Origin of the sequence: Amphritea balenae, from assembly GCF_003858655.1 — a bacterium.
GTDB lineage: Bacteria > Pseudomonadota > Gammaproteobacteria > Pseudomonadales > Balneatricaceae > Amphritea > Amphritea balenae.
Genome location: NZ_RQXV01000009.1, coordinates 183975 through 199242 on the forward strand (window position 1 = coordinate 183975; position 15268 = coordinate 199242).

The 15268-nt window shown below is 44.9% G+C and carries 15 protein-coding genes; 4 read left to right on the forward strand and 11 right to left on the reverse strand.

The genetic code is table 11. The features are described from left to right. The first annotated feature begins 266 nt into the window (after positions 1-266). Positions 267-692 carry an RrF2 family transcriptional regulator gene (locus EHS89_RS15965; RefSeq protein WP_124927160.1) on the forward strand — a complete coding sequence of 142 codons (426 nt, stop codon included), beginning with the start codon at positions 267-269 and terminating at the stop codon, positions 690-692. Here the strand turns inward: EHS89_RS15965 and EHS89_RS15970 are convergent. The 5 genes from EHS89_RS15970 to EHS89_RS15990 form a co-directional block, all read right to left on the reverse strand. Further along, positions 676-1740 carry an NAD(P)/FAD-dependent oxidoreductase gene (locus EHS89_RS15970; RefSeq protein WP_124927161.1) on the reverse strand — a complete coding sequence of 355 codons (1065 nt, stop codon included), beginning with the start codon at positions 1738-1740 and terminating at the stop codon, positions 676-678. The two genes, EHS89_RS15965 and EHS89_RS15970, sit on opposite strands and share 17 nt — an antisense overlap. After that, complete coding sequence (locus EHS89_RS15975) at positions 1727-2143, reverse strand: hemerythrin domain-containing protein (protein ID WP_124927162.1); 417 nt, start codon at positions 2141-2143, stop codon at positions 1727-1729. Before EHS89_RS15975 ends, EHS89_RS15970 begins: the two co-directional genes overlap by 14 nt. Before the next feature lie 233 nt (positions 2144-2376). Then, complete coding sequence (rraA, locus tag EHS89_RS15980) at positions 2377-2862, reverse strand: ribonuclease E activity regulator RraA (protein ID WP_124927163.1); 486 nt, start codon at positions 2860-2862, stop codon at positions 2377-2379. Between the two features lie 132 nt (positions 2863-2994). Further along, positions 2995-4089: a GGDEF domain-containing protein gene (locus tag EHS89_RS15985; RefSeq protein WP_124927164.1), complete on the reverse strand. Its 1095-nt coding sequence runs from the start codon at positions 4087-4089 to the stop codon at positions 2995-2997. A gap of 81 nt (positions 4090-4170) precedes the next feature. Then, positions 4171-4731 (reverse strand): class I SAM-dependent methyltransferase, encoded by a 561-nt coding sequence (locus EHS89_RS15990; protein WP_124927165.1) that lies wholly within the window; start codon positions 4729-4731, stop codon positions 4171-4173. 176 nt (positions 4732-4907) lie between these two features. On the opposite strand from EHS89_RS15990, the gene EHS89_RS15995 reads away from it, so the two are divergent. After that, positions 4908-5144, forward strand: coding sequence for a hypothetical protein (locus tag EHS89_RS15995; protein ID WP_124927166.1), 237 nt, complete (start codon positions 4908-4910; stop codon positions 5142-5144). Between the two features lie 25 nt (positions 5145-5169). Here the strand turns inward: EHS89_RS15995 and ydiJ are convergent, their stop codons facing one another. Further along, a complete protein-coding gene (gene ydiJ / locus EHS89_RS16000) occupies positions 5170-8223 on the reverse strand; it encodes a D-2-hydroxyglutarate dehydrogenase YdiJ (protein WP_124927167.1) in 3054 nt (1017 codons plus the stop codon). A gap of 110 nt (positions 8224-8333) precedes the next feature. Here ydiJ and EHS89_RS16005 point away from each other — a divergent pair, with 110 nt between their 5' ends. After that, positions 8334-9272, forward strand: coding sequence for a LysR family transcriptional regulator (locus EHS89_RS16005; RefSeq protein WP_124927168.1), 939 nt, complete (start codon positions 8334-8336; stop codon positions 9270-9272). Positions 9273-9303: 31 nt separating this feature from the next. Here EHS89_RS16005 and EHS89_RS16010 read toward each other — a convergent pair whose 3' ends face one another. The 4 genes from EHS89_RS16010 to EHS89_RS16025 form a co-directional block, all read right to left on the reverse strand. Beyond that, positions 9304-9864, reverse strand: a complete 561-nt coding sequence (locus EHS89_RS16010) for an acyl-CoA thioesterase (protein WP_124927169.1) — start codon at positions 9862-9864, stop codon at positions 9304-9306. 434 nt (positions 9865-10298) lie between these two features. Continuing rightward, positions 10299-12137, reverse strand: coding sequence for an SLC13 family permease (locus EHS89_RS16015; RefSeq protein WP_229753611.1), 1839 nt, complete (start codon positions 12135-12137; stop codon positions 10299-10301). 111 nt (positions 12138-12248) lie between these two features. Continuing rightward, positions 12249-13130: a DMT family transporter gene (locus EHS89_RS16020; protein ID WP_124927170.1), complete on the reverse strand. Its 882-nt coding sequence runs from the start codon at positions 13128-13130 to the stop codon at positions 12249-12251. A 120-nt stretch (positions 13131-13250) separates the two neighbouring features. Continuing rightward, positions 13251-14126, reverse strand: coding sequence for a LysR family transcriptional regulator (locus EHS89_RS16025; RefSeq protein ID WP_124927171.1), 876 nt, complete (start codon positions 14124-14126; stop codon positions 13251-13253). A 158-nt stretch (positions 14127-14284) separates the two neighbouring features. On the opposite strand from EHS89_RS16025, the gene EHS89_RS16030 reads away from it, so the two are divergent. After that, positions 14285-14881, forward strand: a complete 597-nt coding sequence (locus EHS89_RS16030; protein ID WP_124927172.1) for a short chain dehydrogenase — start codon at positions 14285-14287, stop codon at positions 14879-14881. A 166-nt stretch (positions 14882-15047) separates the two neighbouring features. On the opposite strand, the gene EHS89_RS21615 is transcribed toward EHS89_RS16030, so the two are convergent. Next, complete coding sequence (locus EHS89_RS21615; protein ID WP_124927173.1) at positions 15048-15212, reverse strand: hypothetical protein; 165 nt, start codon at positions 15210-15212, stop codon at positions 15048-15050. Positions 15213-15268: the final 56 nt, after the last annotated feature.

Below are 15268 nucleotides of genomic sequence, written 5' to 3' on the forward strand. Positions count from 1 at the left end.
TTGACCTCAGGATACTAATATAACCACAAAGATTGATCAGGAGTCTGATCGTTATTAGCAACTAAACGTGTGGCTGCTTCCATTTAACCACTATCCTGCAAACTATATTAAACAGGCGTTTGAAATCTACACCAAGAAAAAATCAAAAACAATTGAATGTTTTTTGGCCAAAGAACAGTGACATAGGGTTATTTTTATAAAGACAAACGAATCAATGGTTGTGTAATATAAGATATATAAATATTACATTTTAAATGAAGCGTACTATGCAGATCAGCCGATTTTCAGATTACACATTAAGAACTCTCTTCTATGTCGCAACTCATTCAGATCAACTTTCGACACTTGCCGAAATTTCAAACTACTATGACATCTCGATAGAACATCTACGCAAAGTTGTTCATGCGCTATCCAAATCAGGCTACTTGCAGACCTTTCGCGGCAAAAATGGTGGTATACGCCTGGCTCTGCCTCCGGAAGAGATTAATATTGGCCAGCTGATTCAACAGTCTGAGGGCAACTCTCCCTTAATCGACTGTACAAGTCAGGACTGTCGTATCAGAAATGTTTGTAGCTTCCAGGGCATTCTCGCTGAAGCCCAACAGGCATTTATAAGTACATTAAGTAAATACAGCCTGGCAGACCTCCTTGAAAGCCCCTCTTTGCGATCCACACTTATTGCGGTTGAGTAGCGGGGTATTGATTAGCCATATCGGGCAGATCCGGGTGTTTCCCAAGGCGCTGATGCATAAGGGGACTGGTTGTTGTGTATTGCAGTGTTGCCTTTCGTGTGGGCTCTAACTGCTCTTTAATGGCAAACGCCGCTAATGCCGCTTCGTGAAAACCACTTAAAATCAATTTTCGTTTGCCCGGGTAGTAATTGATATCACCAACGGCGTAGATCCCTTTACGGTTCGTAGCAAAGGAATCAGTGCGTACCTTTATCTGCTTTTGATACAGCTCCAGCCCCCAGCTTTCATAACCCGTGCTATCGGGTGTCAGGCCGAAAAATACCAGCAGATGATCAAGCTGTGCTGTCCTAACCACCTGATCACGACCTTTAACCCGCACCGATTTCAGCGTGGTTTGTTCAGCAACATAATCAATGATCCGTCCCTGAAAAAATAACATCTCTTGCTGAGCACAACTTTCCTGCATCGCTTTGATGGTTACGGGATGGGCTCTAAAGCGATCTGAGCGATGTATTAACGTCACCGATGCGGCGACCCCACGTAGAGCCAGCGACCAGTCCAGTGCAGAATCCCCTCCGCCAACGATGACCAGGTGTTTATCCCGGTGTATCTCTTTATCTTGTACCTTATAAAAAACTGAACGCCCCTCCAGCTGCTCTAATCCCTCTATTTTGAGTTTTACCGGCCGGAAAGCGCCTGCTCCTCCGGCAATAATGACCGCACTACAGGCAATGCTCAGGCCTGACGCACAGATAACCTTAAAGTCTCCTGCTTCGCCTTGTATACCAATAACCCGCTGATGAAACAGAAACTCAGCATTAAAAGGCTCTATCTGTTGCATTAACTGCCCGGTCAAATCTGCCGCACTGATTTCAGGAATCGCCGGAATATCATAAATAGGTTTATCCGGATAAAGGTTGATACATTGACCCCCCGATTCACCCAGTGCATCGATAACGGTGACACTCAGCCCTTGCAATCCTAGCTCAAACACCTGAAACAAACCGCAAGGTCCGGCACCAATCACAACCACATCAGATCTGAGCATGTTCCCCCCTTATCATTCTACTTAGATATTCATCACCAAATTCAGACTCTAACCAGTTAAACAGCTCTCTCTCCTCAAAGCGTATATGCAGCTTTAGTCGCTCACTAAGCGTTGCAGCACTCATATAATCAGAGGTGTTAAGAAGCGCCCTTATCTGCTGGTGATCAGATCTGAATCGGTTTAACAAATGATGATCGGTATGGCTTAAACCCAACTCTTTAAGCAACGTCTCCTCTTCTTCAAAATGCGGTAGTAACTCTTTGACCAGGCTTACTCTTAACAGTGACCACTCCCGGTTACCCTCTGCAGGATCGCAGCTTGATATCCGGAGTAATTTCTTGCTCAGCACCAGCGCCCTGTGATGTTCGCGGCTAAGTTGTTTTAACGCCTCTGATCGTTTCACTGCTACTCTCCAAACATCATATAACATGTAATTCAAATACATTTTAGAAATCATATTATCAGGTATTTGAAATACATCAATAAAAACAGATCGGTTAATAATATATTATTAGAGAGTCAGGCAAGGGATTTCATAAAGAAAGGAATTGATAATGAAAGGAATCTTACTCAGAACAGCTCCCGCACCTGCAGGAGCTTTCGTAACACATTCGCTACCAGAGTATAATAAGAGAGTTACTTAAGCTCTAACTTCTGAGGAGAAACAAGGACACCGTTGTTATCGGCATAGATATAGTGACCAGGCTTAAAGGTAACACCACCAAACGTCACATCAATATTCAGTTCGCCCAGCCCTTTTTTATCGGTTTTCATTGGATGCACACCGAGTGACTGAACACCAAGTTCCAGCTCAGAAATTGCATTCACATCACGAATACAGCCATAGATAATAATGCCTGACCAGCCATTCTTTGCCGCTTTTTCAGCCAGCATATCGCCCAGCATTGCGCGGCGCATTGAACCACCACCATCAACTACAAGAACTCGCCCTTCACCAGGCAAAGCCACTTGTTCGCGAACCAGAGAATTGTCTTCAAACGCCTTCAGAGTAACAATCTCACCACCAAATCGCTCACGGCCACCAAAATTACCAAACATAGGTTCTACAACCTTAACAAGCTCTGGAAACTGATCGCATAATTCTGGTAAAAGATCTTCCATCTTTAAACTCCTTGGTTATTTTTTTAGACTTTTTTCGAACAAGATAATCGCCTATATCACGACAGATTGCACTACCACTAAGGGACCAGTATTTTGTTGACCATAATCCAGGCAAAGTTTATCCCAGTAGATTCAGTACTCTACTGCACAGATGCAGTTACGCCCTTTACGTTTAGCTTCTATCAACTCATAGTCAGCCGCCTGGATAAGCGATGATATGTCATTTACATAACTTCTAAAGCTGACCAAACCAATACTGCAGGTAATGTTGACAGGTTTACCCATATGCGTGACTGAATTTAACTGGATCTGACTTCTGATCTGCTCCGCTTTCGTTTCGGCTACAGCAAGAGATAGAGATGGCATTAAAAGAATAAACTGATCGCTGGATAGACGGCCAATCAGGTCCTTTTCGCGCAAATGAGCCGATATTAATTCAACAAACCGAACCAACACCCTATCACCGGCTATTTGTCCGTAACTACCGTTAATATCCTTAAAAAAATCGATATCAAGTAACATGACAGTCAGAGGCAATGCCCTGGGATCATTCTTGCCCAGGACATCCCGGGTAGCCATATACCAGGCCCTTCGATTGAATACTGTGGTTAATTCATCGGTCATCGAACGCTTGTGAAGATTCGATGAAAGCTCAAAGCTCATTTGGCCATTCTGATGCACTTTATAAATAGAGACATACACAAAGATAAGCAAGCCTGACAGATAGATTACATAGGTAATGATCAGGTTTAGCCCTTCGTCACTATAAGCTATTAATAAAAAACAAACCGAAAGCGTCAGTATTACCAGAATTGGTACAAGCTGCTTTAAATTCAAAAGCGGCGCGATAATGAGTGCAGCAAAGAGAAAATAAAACAGAGTAAAGGGTGTGAAAACGATCATTTTTGGCGTGATAATAAAGAAAAAGATAGTCAGTAATATGCTGACAACGCCAAATCCGCATACAATCAGCGTAAAGTGCTTATCACTGCTACAGCGGGTAATGTAATAACTAATACAAAGAATCAGAAAAGCAGCCAACGCCATAAGTACTAAAGCTAACTGGCCCGTTTCCGGATGAGTATAAAGAAAGCTGATACCAAAAATTATGTTGATTGCTGCCCCGAACAGCAACAGAGGTTGAAAAACCGGGAGGATTTGTCGTTTATGAAACTCAAAGCTATCGGGATGTTCCAGCTGATCCAGTTCTGCTAATCCGTACTTCATTCTTTGTCTTCCTTGATTTCTGATACAACTAAATTCAGAAACTGCTATCACTTAGCAATGACAGCCGTTATCACAACACAATTAAAACAAGCGTTTGAATAAGTATATGTCGAGATTAGAGTTATTAGGTACCCCATCTTGATAAAATTCGAGCTGAAAATCTGAAAATGTTTCGAGGTATTGGCCAGAAGCGAGACAAAGCTCTGATCTGAAGCCAGACCTCTGATGATGCAATTTATTAAATGTAGAGATAAACAGAGATCCACCTATACACATAAGCTCTGACAGCGCTTCAATCAGATCGGGTTCAGGCTTATAACGGCATATAACGATATTATCGAACTGCCCTAACCCATCAAGACTTTGTATATTTTGAAGATCTGCTACCCGGCCATCGATATTCAGCCCCTGTGATTCTGCAAACTGTCGCATGCGCAAAATCCCCTGCTCGGCAAAATCAACGGCCACAACATCATGTCCAAGCCCGGCAAGTTGTAAAGCCGCGGCACCATCACCGCAGGCCAGATCCAGTGTTCGGCCTTTAGGCAATGTAGCTAACTGATCTGAAATGACTGCAGGTAGTTCAGGCAGCTTATCGCCTTTTCCAGCATAGCGCTGGTTCCACTTATCTGTTCGTGACATCGTTAATTGGCCTGTAGCGATCTCTGTTAAACTGCATATGTTAAGTTGTAAAAATATCAGGCTATCAGAAATAAAGAGGTTACAATACTAGTGCATGTTAATTGCGAGACTAAGCCCCATTTTTAGGCTTATCACTTATCACTTTTTATGAAACATAACTGCTGTAGTGAGCCCCGATGATCGAAGACTATAAACTGATTCTGGTAGTGCTATTTATAATTATTGTTTTTGCGCCAGTTACCTGGCAAGCAATTCAGCGTCGCAAGCTTAATCCTCCGCCGATGGCCAGCAGTGACCGCAAGCTCTTTAGACTCTGGCGCTCAGACCCGAAAGCTTATGAACGACAATACGGTGAGATGGATCGTCAATACGCCGAAGCACAGCAAAAGAAAAGCCGGAAAACTGATCAGTAATCCGGCTGTTTAATCTAATACAAAGCTAATTATACAGGGCCAGAAGCGCCTGCACTGGATGATTTAACTGCTTTTCATCTAGTCGCTTAACCTGGCTGCGACATGAATAACCGGTGGCAACCAGCTTACCCTCATTTTTCGGATCGTTAACCACCTCTGACCAGCTAAGATCATATATTTTGCGTGATGTAGCGTAATTTTCTGTTTCATGGCCATAGGTACCAGCCATACCGCAGCAACCTGTTACCTGAAGCTCCAGCGTTTGTCCCAGCGCTGCGAAAATATTGACCCAGTCAGCTATAGAAGATGCAGCTGAAGTTTTTTCAGAACAGTGCGCCATCAACTTAAAGTGATTGTTATCTAACCCTGTAGCCTGCTGACTCAGGTAATCACAATGATCTGCCAGCCACTCCTGTAACAGCTGTACATTAACCATCTGACGAGTGCCATCATCAACATACTCCTGACGGTATGTCAGGGTCATAGACGGGTCTATACCGACCATCGGTACACCACTGCTAATAAAATTTTGCAGCATTTGCGTATTCGCATCGGCAGCTTTCGCAAAGGCAGCTTTAAAACCATGGACATGCAGGGGCTTACCATTAGGTTTAAACGGCGCAACCAGCACATTAAAGCCCAACCGGCCAAGCAGATCGATGACATCCAGCACTAACTGTGTTTCAAAGTAACTGGTAAATGCATCCTGAACCAAAATCACACTGCGTGCTTTTAGTGGTGCAGGTATCGCGTTCAGCTCATCCTGGGTAGCAAAAGGAATACCCCTCGCATCCATGCCTTTCTTTAGTGAATTGGTACAGATAGCCGGGCTATCAACCATACCCACACCTGACTTAAAGACCCGCTTCATCAGTGAATTATTCATCATCCAGTTATAAGGTGCGGGAAAACGTGCCAGGTAGGGGATCATAAACTCCAGGCCACCAATCATGTAGTCCTTAAGCGGACGCAGATAGCGGCTGTAGTAAGCCTCCAGAAAACGCGCCCTGAAGTCTGGTACATTAACCTTGATAGGACACTGTGCAACACAGGACTTACAGGCAAGACAGCCCATCATCGCCTCATGCACTTCATGGTTGAAGTCATACTCACCACGACGTTTACTCAGGCTATTACGAATCCGTGCAGGCAGGGTTGCCATAAATGAGCCATAACGGGCTTTTCTACCCTCACTAACCAGATCGACACCCTGCAACGACATCAGACGTAACCATTCACGAATAAGTGAAGAACGACCTTTCGGCGAGTGTTTACGCTCGCGGGTAGCTTTCCAGGACGGACACATCGCATCGTTAGGATCATAGTTGTAACAAGCACCATTGCCGTTACAAAACATCGCCTGGCTATACTCTTCACGTACCGGTTCTGGTATCTGACGATCAAACTGGCCTCGCGTCGGCACTTCATCAATTTTCAGCAGTTCAGCGCCGCCAATTAACGGTGTACAAATTTTTCCGGGGTTGAGCTGATTATTTGTATCAAACACCGCTTTTATACGTTGTAACTCAGGATAGAGTTCACCAAAGAACTCCGGTGCATATTCAGATCGAACACCTTTACCATGCTCTCCCCAGAGCAGGCCTTTATATTTACGGGTTAACGCCACCACACCGTCGGTGATAGTACGAATAAGCCCTTCTTCGGCCTCATTCTTCATATCGATAGCGGGACGAACGTGAAGCACCCCAGCATCAACATGGCCGAACATACCGTAAGCCAGGTTATGGCTGTCTAATAACTGACGAAACTCTTTAATAAATGCGGCCAGGTTTTCCGGTGGTACTGCGGTGTCTTCAACAAAAGGAATGGGGCGCTGCTGACCTTTAGCATTGCCCAGCAACCCGACTGCTTTTTTACGCATAGCCCAGATCTTTTTGATCTCGTCATTGCCGAAGACGATGGAATAACCAAAACTTTTGCCCTGCTGTCCTGACACAATATCCAGATGAGATGTCAGCTGCGTCACTTTTTGTTGCAGAGCGTTCTCATCATCCGAGGTGTACTCAATCAGATTAATACCCTGGATAGCAGGCTCATCATCGCTTTGTGGAAAATAGTCTTTAACCGTATCCCATATAATATCGTTCATGGCCAGGTTAAGAACCTTAGAGTCGATAGTTTCTATCGAGGTAGGCCCCCACTCCATGAGTGATGCAGCATCTTCAAGTGAATCCTGGAACCCCGCATACTTAATATTAACCAGAGCAGAGTACTTAGGAATAGGCAGCACATTCAATTTTGCCTCTGCAATAAATCCCAGTGAGCCTTCTCCGCCACAGAGGATAGAATTGAGATTGAAGCGCCCCTGTTCATCCCGGATATGGGCTAAATCATAACCTGTCAGACAACGATTTAACTTGGGAAACTTTTCAGCGATAAGTGACCGGTTTTCATTAAAAACCTGATCTACAACACGATGTATCTCACCTACTTTGTCATCCCGCTGTTTTAACTGTTCCAGTTCGCTATCGGAGATTGGCGCGGAACGCCATTGTGTGCCATCCAACAACACAGAGTTGAGTTCCAGTACATGATCACGGGTTTTGCCGTAAAGACATGAACCCTGGCCACTGGCATCGGTATTGATCATACCGCCGACAGTCGCCCGGTTACTGGTCGACAATTCCGGCGCAAAGAACAGGCCATAGGGTTTCAAGGCGGCATTCAGCTGGTCCTTTACTACTCCGGCCTGCACCCGCACCCAACGTTGTTCAGCGTTGATTTCAAGTACCTGATTCATATGCTTCGACACATCAACAATCAGTCCATCGGTCAGTGACTGGCCGTTAGTGCCAGTACCGCCACCCCGGGCACTTAATACAACTTCTTTATACTTCGCTTTATCGGCCAGATTGGCAATTAATACCAGATCCTCAACCGACTTCGGGTATAGCACTCCCTGAGGCAAAATCTGATAGATACTATTATCCGTCGCAAGTACTACTCGATTGGCGTAATCGGGATTCAGTTCCCCCTGAAAGTGGCTTTGTTTCAGGTTCTCAATAAAATCAAGATACAGCGCCTGAGTACTGTCAATTTCGGAAATACGTGGAATCATCTACTGACCTGTTTAGTGTCGAAAGCAAAAAAATAGTCTGGCTATAATGCAGCAGCATCATTTATCATTCAAACGATAAAATACGATAGATTAATGGAAACAACCAATAAATGAACAGTTCACTTTCTATCAGACACCTACGGGCATTTTGTGAGGTTGCTCTGTGCGGTAGTTTCACCCGCGCCGCTGGCAATCTTCATCTGACCCAGTCAACACTGACAGCGACCATTAAACAGCTGGAGCAGGATGTCGGGCTGACACTCTTTGACCGAACCACACGTCGGGTTATTCTGACCAATGAAGGTGAACAATTTCAGCCGGTAGCCGAAAGACTAATCTCAGACTTTGATACGGCGCTGACCGATCTGCGGGCGACATCAGAACAACAGAAAGGTCAGGTCAGTGTGGCAGCATCCCCTTCGACCATCAGCCACCTTTTACCCCCGGTCATTCAACAGTATCACCGCGAATATCCGAATATATCTATCTCATTACGGGACGAGAATGCCGCTCAGATTGAACAACTGGTACTGAGCAACGAAGTAGATTTTGGCATTGGCGCGAACCACTCAAGTAATAATGATCTTCACTATGAAGCGTTGATCAAAGACCGCTACGGGGTAGTGGTGTCTAATGAGTCTGAACTGTTCAATGCAACAGAACTCAACTGGCAGCAACTGGAGCAGAGTCCCCTGTTGTATCTGTCAGCCGATACCGGTATTCGCGTGCAGCTTGATCAACTTCGAAAACAGAGTGGTATCAGTATCGAAAACCCTCAGGCGTTAATCGAGGTATCAACCCCTTCAGGTATAGCCGCACTCATCAAGCAGCAATTAGGTATTTCTGTTCTGCCAGCCCTGGCGGCCAGTACCGAATCATTTAAAGGGCTTAAATTCATCCCCCTGCGTGAACCGGTTATTGAACGAAATATCTGTCTGATAACCCGTAAAGGCCGTTCACTGAGCCCCGCAGGACTCAGTATGATGCAGATGTCACAACAGCATCTGTTATCGATGCCATTGCCTGCTTACTTAAAAGCGGTCAGATAAGCAGGCCAACCATCAGGTGATATTGGACAATCTAGAGTTTATAGAGACGACAGTTTTCATCTTCCAGCTCTTTGATCTCTTTTATCAGATCAATTTCAGCTTTGATTTTAGACATTTCTGTTCGGTGTCCGCGTTTAAGCTGTTTTCGAATTTTACCTTCGATAAACCGCTTAATTTCCGGTTCTTCCTCAAGAATCAGACCAGGTACTTGTACCGGCTTTCGCGTTTCTTCATCCAGCGCCACCATGGTGAAATAAGAGGTGTTAGTATGCTTTACCACCCCTTCACGGAAATCTTCAGAAACCACTTTAATACCGATTTCAAGTGAAGAGTTGCCAACATAGTTGACCGATGCTGAGAGTGTTAACAAATCACCCACTTCGACAGGGTTCATAAAGTCGACCGAATCAACTGATGCAGTCACGCAGTAGCCTTTTACGTGGGAGGCGGCACAGGTATATGCGATCTTATCCATCAACGAAAGAATGACGCCACCATGCACCTTGCCGCCAAAGTTAGCATAAGAAGGCACCATCAGCTCTTTAAGAACTGTTTGGGAAGATTTAACGGTTCGGAATTCAGTTTTACTCATCGCTCAGCCTGGGAATGGGTATAAAAGACATTTAATGATACACAATAACACATCAATCTATGTTATTTGTATCATTTTCACTTGTCATGCTGTAAATCTTATTTAATCTTAGTCTGGTATTGCTAGCAACCATTGTGCCGTTGAACAGCTTCTGGACAAATTCACAACTGATCAACCTGCAGCAGGTTCATTAAGTATAACCGTGCTCGTTAATAACTTGTTATTAATTAGTCATATACAGCAATAAGCTTTAATAGGTTGAAATAGAAACTAACTGAGGTATGGCAACGCTCCGCCCTGCTAATGAATACTATACGCTACCCATCGCACTAATAGAGTGCGAATCTACTTAGTGTAATCCTGAAAGCTGAGAAAGCATCTTAAACCGGACTCATGGCCCGTATCGTTCTTCAGGGTTTACCAATAAGCCACCACTAGAACGGAAATACCATCGGTGTAATCGTTAAAGTAATAAACAAAGCCATTAACTGTAAGGGCAAGCCTACTTTTACAAAGTCGATGAATCGGTAATTACCCGGCACCATAACTAATGTATTCACCGGCGATGCAATAGGGGTCGAAAACGCGGTAGATGCTGCTATCGCAACCGTCATCATAAAAGGCTCTGGATTCATACCCAGGCCCTGGGCAATGGCTATAGCAATAGGTGCGATTAAAACCGTTGTAGCCGTATTCGAGATGAACTGGCTCAGTACAGACGTAAGAATAAACAAACCACCGCACACAATGACTGGCGTGCTTTGGCCTAACAGATTCATTAGCAGATCAACCACCAGATCCAATGCCCCGGTTTTTTTCATTGCCAGAGCTAAAGGCAGCATGCCTGCTATCAACACTAAACTACTGGCATTGAGTGATCTGTATGCCTCGTTCATATTGATACAACCGGTCAGTACCATCGCCATTGCCGCCAACAAAATCGCAGTTAAGCTGGACATTGCACCACTGATCATTAAACCTAACATCACAATCATAATGATCAATGCGGAAGGCGCATGGCTCCATCGGGCAGAACTTTCTACCAACTCTGAAGGGGTTTCAAGCAGGACAAAGCTTTGCCGGTCTTCAAGTGCTTCGATATAACGCCAGCCTCCGGCGAGTAACAAGGCATCGCCAAACTGCAGAGCATCACGGTTAAAGCCCACATCAAGTGGTTTACCGTCACGCAAGATACCAATCACGCTGAGGTTATGACGTTCCCTGAAACGCCCCTCTTTAATGGTTTTGCCAATCATAGAGGAGCGATTATGTAGCATGACTTCTGCTACACCGAACTCTTTAGTCATCCGGTTACGCTCATCGTCAGGAAAGCCAAAAAACATCGCTCCGGTCTCAACACACAAACGCTCTATCCCGTCCGCATCACCATAAGCTAACAGTACATCCCCTCCCTGAATACGGGTTTCACTAAGAACAGGCATCAGTGAGGAGAGCAATTTCCCTCCCCTGCGTATTGCGAAGACTGTGACTTCAAAACGTGAGCGCAGCAGGGCTGAAGAAACGGTTTTACCAATTAACGAAGAATCTTTACGAACCCGCAATTTATACAGGTTGTCTTCAATGCTATAGCGCTCAGCAAATTCTTTTAGTGTCGGGTGTTGTGATTCGCGAACGCCGGTATTTGGCAGTAATCCCGGGGCAATAAATACCAGATACACAGTACCTACCAGTAGGATAACACCGCCTATCATAGTGAAATCAAAAAATGCAAAAGGGGTAAGGCCTGAGGCCTGAAGCTGAGTACTGGCAACCATATTTGGTGGCGTACCAATCAGCGTCATCATCCCCCCGATCAAAGAAGCAAATGCCAGGGGCATCAACATGCGTGAAGGCTGTAATTTTGCAGTTCGACAGATACTCAGTACCACCGGTATAAACAGAGCCACAGCACCGGTAGAACTCATAAACGCCGACATTCCTGCGACAACAGGAATCAACACTAACAACAGACGCTTCTCGTTAGTGCCCCCCATTCGTAAAATCCAGCTGCCGACAGCCGCAGCAACACCGGTTCGAAACAATCCCTCACCAACAATAAACAGACCTGCAATCATAACAATCAGGGACTGTCCAAAACCGGATACGGTTTCTGCAGGGGAGATAATGCCAGAAACCGCAAGCGTCACTACTACCATCATGGCAACAATATCCATACGGATACGATCCCAAATAAACAATCCGATAGTGACAAACAGGAGGCCAAATACAAACAGAACGTCAATGTTCACGGAGAGTGGAGCTGCAATATTCACAGAAAGTACCGGCGGAGTTAAATAATTGATATATAAGCTATCTGCCGCAATAAACTCCGCTTTAGCAGCTTAGGCCCAAAATGGTTACTAAGCGGTTATTTTATAACGAATTTAACTAGTTGGACGACGTTTCAGTACGAGATAAACCCCCAAAACGGTGATAGCTATAGCAAAAACCTGAACCAGGCTAAGTGCTTCACCAAATAAGATCCAAGCTTCTAAACTGGTTACCGGTGGAACCAGATAAAAATAGCTGGCAACCCTGGCAGACTCACCTTCCCGGATCATAAACATCAATAGCAGAATGGCAGAAATGGAAAGTCCGAATACCAGCCAGCCTAACGCGAGTATTAACTGAAAGCTCCATTCAACCTGACGCTCTTCAAACACAAAAGCGAGCACAGCCATGGCTAATGCAGTCGCCAGATATTGCCAGATAGAGCCTGTTAATAGATCGGTTCCTGCACCATAACGCTTCTGATACAAGGTACCTATCGAAATGCCCAGAAGCGCCAAAACAATTGCTATAAGTGCTGCAGGCTGCAATTCAAAACTGCCGGCTGAGTTACCGTTCAATAGAATCAACATCACCCCAACCAGCCCAAGCAACAAACCGATCCATTGTATGCTGCGCAGTTTTTCACCCATCCACTGCCAGCCGATGAGGGCAGTCAATAAAGGCTGAAGACCAACAACAATAGCGGCAATACCGGCAGGCATCTGCCATTTAATAGCGGCAAATACGCCACCAAGGTAGCAGGCATGTACCAGAAAACCCGTTACTGCCTGATGCCCTCCCTGTCTCAGTGTTGGCCAACGGGATTTAAATATCAGCGCCAACAGTGTAAAAACTGCAAGTGTCAGCAGCATCCTTATGAACAGCAGATAAAAAGGCTCAATATAAGGTAACGCATATTTTGCCCCGATAAAGCCGGTACTCCAGAGCAAAACAAACATAAGCGGAACAAGACTGATTAGTCGGGAATGGTTCATAAAATACTCTGGGAGATATCTAAAATAACTAGCCTACAGGGAACTGACAAAGCTGTCTTACCTTTTAAATTCAATAGAAAACAAAAGATTAAGCAATCAATCGGTTTACTAGCTTGGCGCTTACGCCAGCAGGTGATCGATCAGCGTTCTTAGGGTCTGACTCATCATTCTGTTGGCAGGATAATATAGCGATACCGGCACAGGATCTATTTCATATTGGCGAAGAATTGTGACCAACCGCCCCTCATCGAGATAGTCCCTGACTAAAAAATCAGGCAGATAGGCAATACCTAAGCCCTCAGCAGCAAAACCCGCAACAAGATCGCCGTTATTAGCGGCAACGGTATTAGGAACAGTAATATGCCTGGTTCCGTTTACACTTCGGTAAGCCCAGCGAGCGGGTTGACGGTTGCTACTGTCGAGAATACAGCGGTGCTGTTGCAGGTCTTCAATAGAATCAGGCATGCCGTATAAGTTCAGATATTCAGGACTGGCAACCCTGTAAACATGCATGCTACCTAATGGCCGGGCGATCATACCTGAATCAGGTAGCTCACCGACTCTGATGGCCAGATCGACCCCCTCTTCAATCAGATCTACATAGCGATTAACACTTAGCCATGACAAACAAACATCAGGATAATCCCGCAGAAAATGACTTAATCTGGACTGCAGATCAAATAAACGGGTCACATGCTCCGGTGCCGTAATCTTCAGGTTTCCGGATATATGGGAGCGTCGTTGTGTAATGTCAGAATCCAGTTCATCGATACTGGCGGTAATGTTGCTTAACCGCTGCAGATAATGTTCTCCCTCAGGCGTTAGACTCATTGTCCTGGTGGTACGGTGCAGTAACTTGCAGCCAAGATACTGCTCCAGTTCGTTTATGTAACGACTGACAGCAGAATTAACCATATTAAGATCCCGCGCAGCTGCACTAAAGCTATTCCGCTTAACAACTGTTTGGAAGATTCGTATCGATTTGAGTAGATCCATATTTCATATTTTATGAATAGTGTTTTCTATAAATGCATCTTTTTCATATTTAAGCACAAATGTAACCTGTACACATCACTTAAACACAGATCTCAAATTCAGGCCTTAAACGCCAGACTATTACTTTTATCTGTTACTGAAACTACAGGAGAACAACTATGAAAATTCTAATTATTGGTGCATCGGGTACTATTGGTAAAGCAATTGTTGCGGCAACGTCAGAGCATGAAATCATCACGGCAAACTTCAACAGTGGTGATATACAGGTTGATTTACAAAACCCCGACTCAATTCGCCAAATGTTTGAAAAAACAGGCAAACTTGATGCTGTTATTAGCGCTGCAGGGGTGGCTGATTTTGCACCTTTAGCCGAACTAAGTGATGCTAATTTCCAGCTGGCGCTACAAAATAAACTGATGGGTCAGGTTAACCTCATGCGCTTTGGACAAGATCATATCAATGCCGGCGGTTCAATAACCCTAACGTCTGGCATTTTATCCCGCCACCCTATGCCTGGTTCTGCGGTAATCAGTATGGCGAATGGCGCACTGGAAAGCTTTGTTAAAACTGCTGCTCTGGAAATAACGACATTCAGGTTTAATATTGTGGCGCCCGCTTTCGTTAAAGAAACAATGGAAATGATGGGTATGGATAGCAGCTTCGGCATTAGTGCGGCCGACACCAGTAAAGCGTATCTGGCAGCGATTAATGGCAAGATGCATGGTGAAACACTAGATGCCACTGACTTTATCTGATGCCTTAATAATGGCTACCGTGCAGGTTTAATAGTAAACCTGCCAAGCCACCTCCGTGCAATAAATAAGATTAATTAATCAGTGTATACCATTGTTATCTAACAAATTATGGCAGACCAAACTCAATTAACACCTGACTCAATTCTTACCTACCCGCTTTGACTCATCACCTGGAGCAAGCACCTGGGGTATAGCCTGTTACCGATGGATCAGCACAAGCACTACAAGCGTTACCATAAGTCATTGCTGGTTGCTGTCCTTGCGAACATACCGGACGATAGTCACGGGTACAGATTTGTGGCCGCGAACTCAGATCTGGACAGGCAACCATTTCCTGATCACCTGTCCTGTCAGGCTTAGTAGTTAAACAACCCGTCAACACAAGAG

What these genes read in the sequence shown, in the direction of transcription:
- EHS89_RS15985 (WP_124927164.1), bottom strand. Translation starts at nt 4,089, where the DNA reads ATGAAGTACGGATTAGCAGAACTGGATCAGCTGGAACATCCCGATAGC.
- EHS89_RS16030 (WP_124927172.1), top strand. Translation starts at nt 14,285, where the DNA reads ATGAAAATTCTAATTATTGGTGCATCGGGTACTATTGGTAAAGCAATT.
- ydiJ (WP_124927167.1), bottom strand. Translation starts at nt 8,223, where the DNA reads ATGATTCCACGTATTTCCGAAATTGACAGTACTCAGGCGCTGTATCTT.
- EHS89_RS15970 (WP_124927161.1), bottom strand. Translation starts at nt 1,740, where the DNA reads ATGCTCAGATCTGATGTGGTTGTGATTGGTGCCGGACCTTGCGGTTTG.
- EHS89_RS16010 (WP_124927169.1), bottom strand. Translation starts at nt 9,864, where the DNA reads ATGAGTAAAACTGAATTCCGAACCGTTAAATCTTCCCAAACAGTTCTT.
- EHS89_RS16020 (WP_124927170.1), bottom strand. Translation starts at nt 13,130, where the DNA reads ATGAACCATTCCCGACTAATCAGTCTTGTTCCGCTTATGTTTGTTTTG.
- EHS89_RS15995 (WP_124927166.1), top strand. Translation starts at nt 4,908, where the DNA reads ATGATCGAAGACTATAAACTGATTCTGGTAGTGCTATTTATAATTATT.
- EHS89_RS21615 (WP_124927173.1), bottom strand. Translation starts at nt 15,212, where the DNA reads ATGGTTGCCTGTCCAGATCTGAGTTCGCGGCCACAAATCTGTACCCGT.
- EHS89_RS16005 (WP_124927168.1), top strand. Translation starts at nt 8,334, where the DNA reads ATGAACAGTTCACTTTCTATCAGACACCTACGGGCATTTTGTGAGGTT.
- rraA (WP_124927163.1), bottom strand. Translation starts at nt 2,862, where the DNA reads ATGGAAGATCTTTTACCAGAATTATGCGATCAGTTTCCAGAGCTTGTT.
- EHS89_RS16025 (WP_124927171.1), bottom strand. Translation starts at nt 14,126, where the DNA reads ATGGATCTACTCAAATCGATACGAATCTTCCAAACAGTTGTTAAGCGG.
- EHS89_RS15965 (WP_124927160.1), top strand. Translation starts at nt 267, where the DNA reads ATGCAGATCAGCCGATTTTCAGATTACACATTAAGAACTCTCTTCTAT.
- EHS89_RS15990 (WP_124927165.1), bottom strand. Translation starts at nt 4,731, where the DNA reads ATGTCACGAACAGATAAGTGGAACCAGCGCTATGCTGGAAAAGGCGAT.